Here is a 6993-nt window from a genome sequence, read left to right on the forward strand (position 1 = left end):
GAATCTCAAACGAAAATGACGAAATTCAAGTCCGACTTCCTTCGTGTTCTCGATGAACGCGGCTTCATTCACCAGATCTCCGATCCCGAGGGTCTCGATGCCCTTGCGGCCAGGGAAACCATCACCGGCTATGTCGGCTACGATGCGACTGCGACCAGCATCCACATCGGCAATCTCATCACCGTCACCCTGCTCTACTGGTTGCAGGAGACCGGTCACAAGGCGATCAGCCTCATGGGCGGCGGCACCTCGATGGTCGGCGACCCCTCGTTCCGGGACGACCAACGCCAGCTCCTGACGCCCGAGCAGATCGAGACCAATATCGAGGGCATCCAGAAGGTCTATTCGCGGATCCTGCGCTATGACGGCCCCAACCCAGCCATCATGGTCAACAATGCCGACTGGCTGTTGAAGCTCAACTACGTCGAATTCCTGCGCGACGTCGGCCGATATTTCTCGGTCAACCGCATGCTCTCGTTCGATTCGGTCAGGCTGCGTCTCGAGCGGGAGCAGTCGCTCTCCTTCCTCGAGTTCAACTATATGATCATGCAGGGCTACGACTTCGTCGAGCTCAACCGGCGCTATGGATGCGTGCTGCAGATGGGCGGCTCCGACCAATGGGGCAATATCATCAACGGCGTCGATCTCGGCCACCGCATGGGCAGTCCGCAGTTCTATGCACTCACCACGCCGCTGTTGACCAAGTCCTCGGGTGAGAAGATGGGCAAGTCGGCCTCGGGCGCCGTCTGGCTCAATCCCGATCTCTTCAGCCCCTATGACTTCTGGCAGTACTTCCGCAACACCGAGGACGCCGACGTCGAAAAGTGGCTCAAGATCTTCACCCGCCTGCCACTCGATGAGATCGCAAAGCTCTCGGCACTCGGCGGCAACGAGATCAACGAGACCAAGAAAGTGCTGGCAACGGAGGTGACGGCGATCGTTCACGGCCGCGCGGCGGCCGAGGAAGCCGCCGAGACCGCACGCGCCACATTCGAGGCCGGCGCCATCGATCTGTCACTGCCGACGGCCTCGGTGCCGCAAGGCGAGCTCAAGTCGGGCATCGGTATTCAGGCGGCCCTCGTCCAGGCGGGCCTTGCCGCCTCCAACGGCGAGGCCCGCCGCCACATCGCCTCGGGAGCGGTACGGGTCAACGACGGCCTGGTCGAGGACGAACGACTTTCGCTTTCGGACAGCGCCCTGCTGCCGGAGGGCGTGATCAAGCTCTCGGTCGGCAAGAAGCGCCACGCGCTGATCAAGCCGGCTTAAGCCTGCCCGCTCCGCGAATGAGAGGCCCGATGCATGCATTGCATCGGGCCTTTTTGCTACTGCGTCTGCGTTTGGAACTCGAAGAGTTCGCGGAAGACGCCGGGCAGGAGCGCCGAGAGCGGATTGATGCGGAATTGCGGATTATCCAGCGGTCCGCGTACGGCAAACGTGACGCCGACGAGCCCCTCCCCTTCGCGCCCGCCCAATAGCGGGCCGATCAGCGGGATCTGCCGGAAGGCGTTGTTGAGACCGAAGAGCGGCACGTAGGTGCCGGTCAGATCGTATTGGCGCTCGTTGGTAAAAATGAACCCGCGCAGGGTGCCGCCGACACTCTGGCCGCTGAGCACGCCATCGGTCACCTCTATGCGGTCGTCCCGACGCACGAAGGTGACCTGCCCCCGCTGGAAATCCAGCCGGTTCTCCCGGGCGATCAACTCGCGCGAATCCTGGTGGTTGCCCAGGACCTGAGCCACATTGGCCTCGTCGATGAGGGAGAAATTCTGCAGCTGCAGCTCCCCCAATTCCATATCGCGCTCGGCATTGCGGTTGAGCACCAGGCTCCCCTGCCCGCCGGCAAGTTGCGAGTAGACGCCAAGCAGCCGCAGGATGGTGCCGGCATCGTTGAACGCCATCGACATGATGCGCCCTTCGGGCGTGGTATTGGTGGTGACGGCCAGGGCATTGCCTTCGCTGAAATTGGCCGAGATGTTGGCGCGGCGCAGGTCCGAGCCCGACAACAGCAGGTCGAGATCGACGTTGAAGGCGGTCGTCTGATAGAAGCCGACCGCCCGTTCGAGCTCGATATCGAGGGCGAAGGTGTCGTTGAACTGAGTGGTTTTCACCCCACCCGTTCCCGCTCCAAGGCCGAAATAGCGACGCAACATCGGCTTCAGGTCGAACTGGCTGCCGCGCATGATGAGCGCGTAGCCACCATTGATTGGCTGCACCTTCAGTGTTGCGCTGTCGCCTTGGCTGAGCTGGAAAGTCGAGAACTCGGCCGATTGCAGACCCTCGCTCGCATGGTAGCGCAAGGCACCGACCAGGTGCGCACTGCCGAAAGCGAGGTCGATGTCACGCAATTCGGTGACCTCGTTGCCCGGCACAGCCACGGCGCGGAGCGTACCCGGTACGCCGGCCGGCTTGCTGATGCCTAGATCGTTCAGAGTGATTTCGGCATTGGTCAGGTCGACGATCACCTGCAGCGTACCCTGCGCGTCGGGCTGGGCTACGACGCGGACCTCACCGTCGAAGAACTCGCTAGCATCAAAACCCATTTCGGCGAGGTCTTCGGCCGAAACGGTCGAGGCCAAGCGTAGCACAGGCTGGGTTCGCGGCGTACCGGCCACCTCGATTTCGGCTTCCTTGCCATCGATCGTGGCTGTGCCGCCAATCTGGAAACTTTCTTGGGAAGCGCTGAAAAGCAATTGGCCGTCGTTGATTTCGTGCTCGAGGACCGGTTTGCTGCTGGCAAAGTCCGCAACCGTGCCGTTGACTACGTAGTCGAGCCGGAATGGCTCCTCCTCGTCCGCGTCGGCAAGAGTGATCGTGGTCAGGATGCCGGCGTCGACGTCGCCTTCGAGCGCCCCAAGGTCGACGGGAAGGTCCAGGTTCTCGAGCAGCTCCGGCTGCCGCTCGCGCACCAGTGCCAGCAATGCGGGTATGCCCGAGCGGATGTCGGCGGAGATTTCGAAGATGTGCGCGCCTCCGACCGGTGTTTCCATGACGAGCGCGGGGTTGGAGACCATGACAGGCCCCGCCGCGGTTGACACTCGTCCGCCGGCGGCTGAGACGCTGAGATCTTCGTCGCGCAGCCGCAATCTCACTTCGCCGTCGATATCGATGGCCGCCATGCCCGGCATCGGGGCGACGGCCACGTCGGTCCCCACCATATCGACGGATATGGAGCCCTCCGGCAACGGGCGATTGTCCTCCTCGCCAACGGCGACGGACCCGACCGGGAACGAAAAGCTCATCTGCGCCTGCTTTATCGTTCCCTGCGGCACATTGGCGACGAGCCAGTCACGGCTCTCTCCAGCCATCAGGTAAGGCCAGAGACGCTTGAGGTCGTCAGCGCTGATGTCGTGGCCGGACAGGTCGAGATCAAAGCCCATGCCGGCGCGCAGCATATCGATGCGTCCCGACATCTCCACCCGACCGTCGCCTTTCGTCGCCACCAAGCGGTCGATGCCGGTCGCGCCATAGAGCGGTGCCGACCAGCCGTTGAACACCACCTCCTCGAAGGAGCTTGCCGGGGCCTCCATGTCACTAGGGTGCAGGGAAAGGTTCCTTGCCCTCATCGAAAGTCCGATCGTCGGGCCATAGGCCGCGTCGAGGCCAAGGGCAAACACGCCGGAAAGGCGTGCGGAGCTCTCCCCGATGCTGACGGAGGCCTCGGACATGGCGAAGGTTGCAGTGGGCGGCGACCACGCGACGTCGATGATCGAGCTTGCGACCGGAAAGAAATCGTCCTTGATCCTGAGATCGAGGCCGGTGAGATCGAGCTTGAAACGCCCTTGCTCGGGCTGTCCCGTTTCGGGCGAGAACTGCACATCGATGGATATTGCCCCGGCTCCCCGGAGGGCGGCGATGCTATCGGGATCATCGATGAAAGGCAGGAAGGAAGCAAAGTCGATATTGGAGATGTCGGCTTCGAGCCGAACGCCGCCATCCGCCTCGACCGTCCGGGCGAGCGAACCGGTCATGGTGCGGCCGCCGAGCCGGGCCGAGAACGTTCCATGGGTCTCCCGGCGATCGCGGCTGGACGCAACGTTCAGCGATATGTCCTCGAAGCGCCGGAAAAGACCGTAGACGGAATCGCTCATCTCCACGGTGCCGTCGCGCACGACCAGGCGCGAAAAGCGTCCCATGGCCACCTGCTCGACAATCTGCGCCATGGAGGCCTCGGCAGCGGTCAGGTTATAGATCAGCCAGTCGTTGTCGGACCGCAACTGCACCGAGCCCTCGGTCGTCGTATCGCCATTCACCGCCACGCCTTCAGCGGAGATGTCGACGGCAGGAAAGGCCGTCTCTCCCTCGAGTACGCGCACGGTGGCGGGCCCGCCCTGTGGATCCTCGACCAGTTCGAAGCGGGCAACGCGCGGACCGAAGAGGTCCTGCACGATCTGGACGCGCGGGCCGACCATGGTCACGGTGGCGCCGGGCTGTCCGAGCAGCGCGCGAATGGGCGAAAAGCCGATCTCGAGCGCATCCATGGCAATACGCGCGCCGGTCTTATAGTCGGATAGGACGACCGAGCTGAATTGAAGAACTGGCAGGATGCCGCCTTCGAGAGCAAGCCCCATGTCGCCGAGTTCGAGGTCGGTGCTAGGCGCCATGGTGGACATGGCCAGTGCCCGCGCGCCGTTGCTGACAAAGGGCAGTCGTATGGGGGTTACCAGCAAAATGGCGTAAATGAGGATCAGCAGGGCACAGGGAAACCCCAGGACCCAGACCGCGATTTTGGCGGCAAGACGCAAACGCGGCTTTCGGCGCGCCGGGATTGACGGCGTGTCAACGTTCGCGGTCAGTTGTGACGCCTTCACTTGCTCGCTTGTCTAGGGTCGGTCGATATGGCTGGCACCCCAAGAATCAACCGCTCGGGTCTCTTGCCCAATGATACCGGCTGGAATATGGCACCAAAAACTGAAAAAACCCCTGCTCACTCGAATGGAATAGGTCCATGAGCACACTGGCGATCGGCTCGGCCGCTCCCGATTTCACCCTCAAGACCGATGCGGGCACGACCTTCCGCATGTCGGACCATCGCGGGCGCCCCGTTGTTCTGTTTTTTTATCCTCAGGACGATACCGACAATTGCACGCTCGAGAACCAGGAGTTTTCAGCGGCGGCGGCGGATTTCCACAGTGCAGGTGCAGTGCTCGCGGGTCTTTCGCCCGATACGGTCGAGGCCCACTGCCAGTTCCGCGACAAATACGGGCTGAAGGCACTGCTCATTGCCGATCCGGAGCACAAGGCGATCAAGCCCTATGGCGTCTGGCGTCTCAAAAAACTCTATGGACGCGAATACATGGGGCTGGTGCGCACGACGTTCATCATCGGGGCGGACGGCGCGATTGCCGCGATCATTCCGGCCACGCGCATCAAGGGTCATGCCGATCGGGTGCTGAAGACGCTTCGCGAGATCACCGCAGCCTGATTTTACGCGTTGTCAACCATAACGCGCCATACTCCGGTAACCATGACTGGAGTGGTGCGGAGGGGTTGCGTGAGTAGGCGGCATCGAGATGGCAGCGCGGCCGGCTCCGAACCACGGAAAGCATCGCCGTTCGCACCAACCGGCATACCGGCGCCGCTCTTTTATGGGCTCGCAGGCCTTTTGATGCTGACCAATGCACTTACCGTTGCCGCCTTCCTGATGAGCCCGGACATCGCCCGGCTGATGAGCGGGCAGAATGAGGATGTCGTGGCAGCCTATGAAGAACGCGTCACACAGTTGCGCATCGAGGTCGACCGCCTCTATTCACGCAGCTATGCGCAGGCGGGCGACCTGAACCTGCAGCTTCAGGAACTGTCGCAACAGCAGGAATTGCTCGCCGAACAGCACGAACTGGTCAAGGCCCTCGTGACCAAGGCGGACGAGCTCGGTATCGAGGCGGCTGCCTTGCCGACGCCCGGTTCGGACGCGGATCTGGAGACCAGCTCGCTCTACCTGCCGAACACCGGTAATCCCGATATTGACGCGGTGGCGCGCTCGCTTGGGGATATGATGAGCGACTCGCGTATCGCCATGACCACCATTTCGCGGACGGCGGCGGGTAGGACCGCAAGCATCCTTGCCGAGTTCGACGCGCTCGGCATACCGGTCGAACTACCGACGGAACCGCTCACGGGGATCGGCGGCCCGCTGTTGCCTCCGGTTGGCGAGGATGCCGCTTCCGACCTTGTCGACGACGCCAACGCCGTGATGGCGGCGCTTTACCGCTACCAGGCGGCCAAGGGGATCATCGAGCGGGCGCCAGTCCACATGCCCATCGCCGGTTCATTCCGGCAGAGTTCGGGTTTCGGCAACCGCAAGGACCCGTTCACTGGAAGGCGCGCCTTTCATGCCGGCCTCGACTTCGCGGCGGCATCGGGAACCGCCGTGCTCAGTGCCGGCGCGGGCACGGTCAGTTTTGCCGGCCGGCAGGCAGGTTACGGCAATGTCGTCGAGATCACGCACGCGGACGGACTGGTCACGCGCTATGCACACCTTTCGGCCATTCTCGTCAGCAAGGGTCAAGACGTGCAGACCGGCACCCCGATCGCCCGCGTCGGCTCGACCGGCCGATCCACCGGCCCCCACCTGCATTTCGAGGTCCGCCGCGCCGATGCGCCGCTCGACCCGAAGCCCTTCCTCGACTCCGGCCGGCGCCTGCAGCAACTGATCTGAGCGCAGGAGCGCCGGCCGATGCTCCGGCATTTCACGTTCCGATTGAATCGGAGCGGGAGCTTTGAATAGCCCCGAAACATCACTAACTCGGCGTCATTCCCGCGAAAAGCGGGAACCTCTGTTGGCAGAGCCGGCAAAGGAAACGGAGGTTCCCCTGAGTTCACGCGGCAAGTGCAACACCTGCTAAGGTGTTGCCTGCAATGGGACAAAATTACCAACAGTTGGGTCTGCGCGAGCGGATCGAGATCGAGATCTGGCATCGGCGTGGGTGCTCGAGGCAGGCCATCGCCCGCCACCTGGGTCGCTCGCCATCCACCATCAGCCGGGAGCTGAGGCGG

The 6993-nt window shown here is 62.9% G+C and carries 5 protein-coding genes; 4 read left to right on the forward strand and 1 reads right to left on the reverse strand.

The features are described from left to right. Positions 1 to 15 precede the first annotated feature (15 nt). Positions 16 to 1266 carry a tyrosine--tRNA ligase gene (gene tyrS / locus QQK18_RS25975; protein WP_284343295.1) on the forward strand — a complete coding sequence of 417 codons (1251 nt, stop codon included), beginning with the start codon at positions 16 to 18 and terminating at the stop codon, positions 1264 to 1266. Between the two features lie 56 nt (positions 1267 to 1322). Here the strand turns inward: tyrS and QQK18_RS25980 are convergent, their stop codons facing one another. Then, the gene (locus QQK18_RS25980; protein ID WP_284343296.1) at positions 1323 to 4742 is read right to left on the reverse strand and encodes an AsmA-like C-terminal domain-containing protein; all 3420 of its coding nucleotides are present in this window, start codon (positions 4740 to 4742) and stop codon (positions 1323 to 1325) included. A 203-nt stretch (positions 4743 to 4945) separates the two neighbouring features. Here QQK18_RS25980 and QQK18_RS25985 point away from each other — a divergent pair, with 203 nt between their 5' ends. The 3 genes from QQK18_RS25985 to QQK18_RS25995 all read left to right on the forward strand — a co-directional run. Then, entirely contained in the window at positions 4946 to 5422 is a 477-nt protein-coding gene (locus QQK18_RS25985) for a peroxiredoxin (protein WP_284343297.1), read from the forward strand. A gap of 183 nt (positions 5423 to 5605) precedes the next feature. Next, positions 5606 to 6655, forward strand: a complete 1050-nt coding sequence (locus tag QQK18_RS25990; RefSeq protein ID WP_284343298.1) for a M23 family metallopeptidase — start codon at positions 5606 to 5608, stop codon at positions 6653 to 6655. Between the two features lie 200 nt (positions 6656 to 6855). Beyond that, the coding region (locus QQK18_RS25995) for a helix-turn-helix domain-containing protein (RefSeq protein WP_284343326.1) at positions 6856 to 6993 on the forward strand (138 nt) is incomplete at its 3' end.

The organism is Devosia nitrariae, assembly GCF_030160115.1.
GTDB classification, from domain to species: Bacteria; Pseudomonadota; Alphaproteobacteria; order Rhizobiales; family Devosiaceae; genus Devosia; species Devosia nitrariae.

Excerpts from the sequence above, each read along its gene's own strand:
- tyrS (WP_284343295.1), top strand. The coding sequence starts at position 16 with ATGACGAAATTCAAGTCCGACTTCCTTCGTGTTCTCGATGAACGCGGC.
- QQK18_RS25985 (WP_284343297.1), top strand. The coding sequence starts at position 4,946 with ATGAGCACACTGGCGATCGGCTCGGCCGCTCCCGATTTCACCCTCAAG.
- QQK18_RS25990 (WP_284343298.1), top strand. The coding sequence starts at position 5,606 with ATGCTGACCAATGCACTTACCGTTGCCGCCTTCCTGATGAGCCCGGAC.